This window comes from Ligilactobacillus salivarius DSM 20555 = ATCC 11741, from assembly GCF_001435955.1.
Taxonomy (GTDB): Bacteria; Bacillota; Bacilli; order Lactobacillales; family Lactobacillaceae; genus Ligilactobacillus; species Ligilactobacillus salivarius.
On sequence record NZ_AYYT01000040.1, the window covers coordinates 1 to 2,195 of the forward strand.

A 2,195-nucleotide genomic window follows, 5' to 3' on the forward strand; every position below is an offset into this window, starting at 1 on the left:
TTGATTAGAAAACGGGCGCAAACCTCTGATTTCAATCAGGGGTCAAGCCCGCTAAACTAACTTATCTATTTTTACCATAGTAGCCTTTAAGCTGTCTTCTCATAGCCTCTGTATATTGAGATTCAATATATTTTTCTACGACTTCTTTACTCATATCCCCTAGAGTACCCATGTAATAGCTAGGAGACCATAGGTGTCCACCCCATAATAATTGTTTAGTTTCAGGATATTGTTTAAACCATATTCTAGCTGACGCTCCTTTAAGATTTTTAACAATATTAGATGGAGCATATTTAGGCTTAAAAGAAATTAACATATGTACATGGTCTGGCATAACCTCTAACTGACTAACAGTTACTTCTGAAATAGTTGCTTGTCGTTGTAAAATAGCTTTCATAGTGTTCACTTTCTCTTGAGTGTCAAATATTTTTCTTCGGTATTTAGTAACGAAAACTAAGTGAAAATTGAAGTTATAAACGTATCCCTCTTCATGTATAATCATTTACATACCACCCTTTTAATATTATAATAATTATAACATATATTTCTCGAAAGGAGGTTACATGAATGGTTAAAAAGAAGAGTAATAAATTTGGATATACAAGACAATATCATATTTCTTTAAGTTATCAACAAATAGAATTGTATGAAAAAGCAATAAAAATACAAAATGAGTTATATCAATTTACATTGAAATACTTATATAAGACCTATGGTCGTAAACATATTGGTAGACCTTTACCTTTTGGACAAGGAATAAACTACCTTAATAATAAAATTAAGGCAATGTTTATTAAAGAAAAATACGACTTAAAACGCTGGAATGCTAAGAAACTAGGATTATCTTCTCATGCCGCAGATGAATTTTTAAAGACAATCTTCACTAATTTTTCTCAGTATCGTAAGAGATTGGAACAAGCAGGGCGAATGTCAGATGTTGAAAAATATAATCTTAGAATGAATATTACTAAAGATAAAAACGGTAAGCACAAAAATCCTAAACACCGTTCATGGTATCGTAAGGGTTCAATGAACTTTCTACGAAATAATAACTCGTTTAGGACAATTACTTCACAAAAATTGCCTAATGGCAATACAAAATTAGTTTCGCCACACCATTTAAATGTAGCCGATTTTGGAGAAATAATAGTATTTGAGAATTTAAAGAATATTAATTTTGAAGAGATAGCTTTAACTAAGATTAAAAGATTACCAGATAATACATTTAGACTACAAATAACTTTTACTCGTGAGAAGAAACGTATTTTTCAAAATAAAGTTGTTGGTGCAGATTGGAACATGTTTAAAAATGAAGTATTTAGGACTTCTGAAAACAAAGTAATAGCTATTCCTAAAAAAGTAATAGAAAAAGTAGGTAAAATAGAATTTAAAAAAGATAAAATAAAGTCACTAAGAGATAATGAATACAATAAACATGGTAAAACAGATTTATGGAGAAGGTATCATCGTAAACAAGCAAAGCTAAGTGCTAAAAAAGCTAATATCCTAACTGAAACATATAGAGGATTAGTACACGAATTAGTCGATGACTACGATACTATCATCATCGAAAAAATAGATGCTTTTGAGATGAGAAAACGTAATTTGTCAATGAATAAAGCACAGAATACAGGTAAGAATAAGCGATTAGCTTTAATCAAACCTTATGAATTATCAAAAATTGTAGAGTCGTTAGTAAACAAGCAAAATAAAACTCTTATTAAAGTGGATCCATATAAAACGAGCCAAGTAGAATATGGGACTAAATACGAGTCAAAACACGAGTTAAAAGAAGTTAATGAAGATGGTAAACGTATGTATGTTTCAGCATATACTGGTAAAGAGGTAGATAGAGATTATAATGCAGCTTTAAATATCAAAGAATGGGGTTTACACCCAGAAAAACATGCAAAACTAAGAGATTATCCTAAATTAAAAGCAAATAACTTAGTTGAAATAATTTAAAAAACGAAGTTTTTAGGAAACGGAACAAATCCTACCGAACTAATAGCACGAAATTATGCGTAATACCTTGAGCGAGTCAAAACAGGTACGATAATTAGTGAAGATTATCTTTAGTATAATGGTGGTATTTCCAGTCATTATAACTAGGTTCGGAGCGTGTACTATGAGTATAGTATACGTAATGTAATCACGTGACGTGATTCCTGTGATTTTAATCACAGGTAGTTCAA

2 protein-coding genes are annotated in these 2,195 nt (G+C 30.4%); one reads left to right on the forward strand and one right to left on the reverse strand.

What is annotated here, in order from left to right; all coding sequences use genetic code 11:
* Positions 1–61: 61 nt before the first annotated feature.
* A complete protein-coding gene (tnpA, locus tag FC55_RS09590) occupies positions 62–502 on the reverse strand; it encodes an IS200/IS605 family transposase (RefSeq protein WP_003710828.1) in 441 nt (146 codons plus the stop codon).
* A gap of 65 nt (positions 503–567) precedes the next feature.
* Between tnpA and FC55_RS09595 the strand changes: the two genes are divergently transcribed.
* Complete coding sequence (locus FC55_RS09595) at positions 568–1,965, forward strand: RNA-guided endonuclease TnpB family protein (RefSeq protein WP_003701561.1); 1,398 nt, start codon at positions 568–570, stop codon at positions 1,963–1,965.
* The last annotated feature ends 230 nt before the right edge of the window (positions 1,966–2,195 follow it).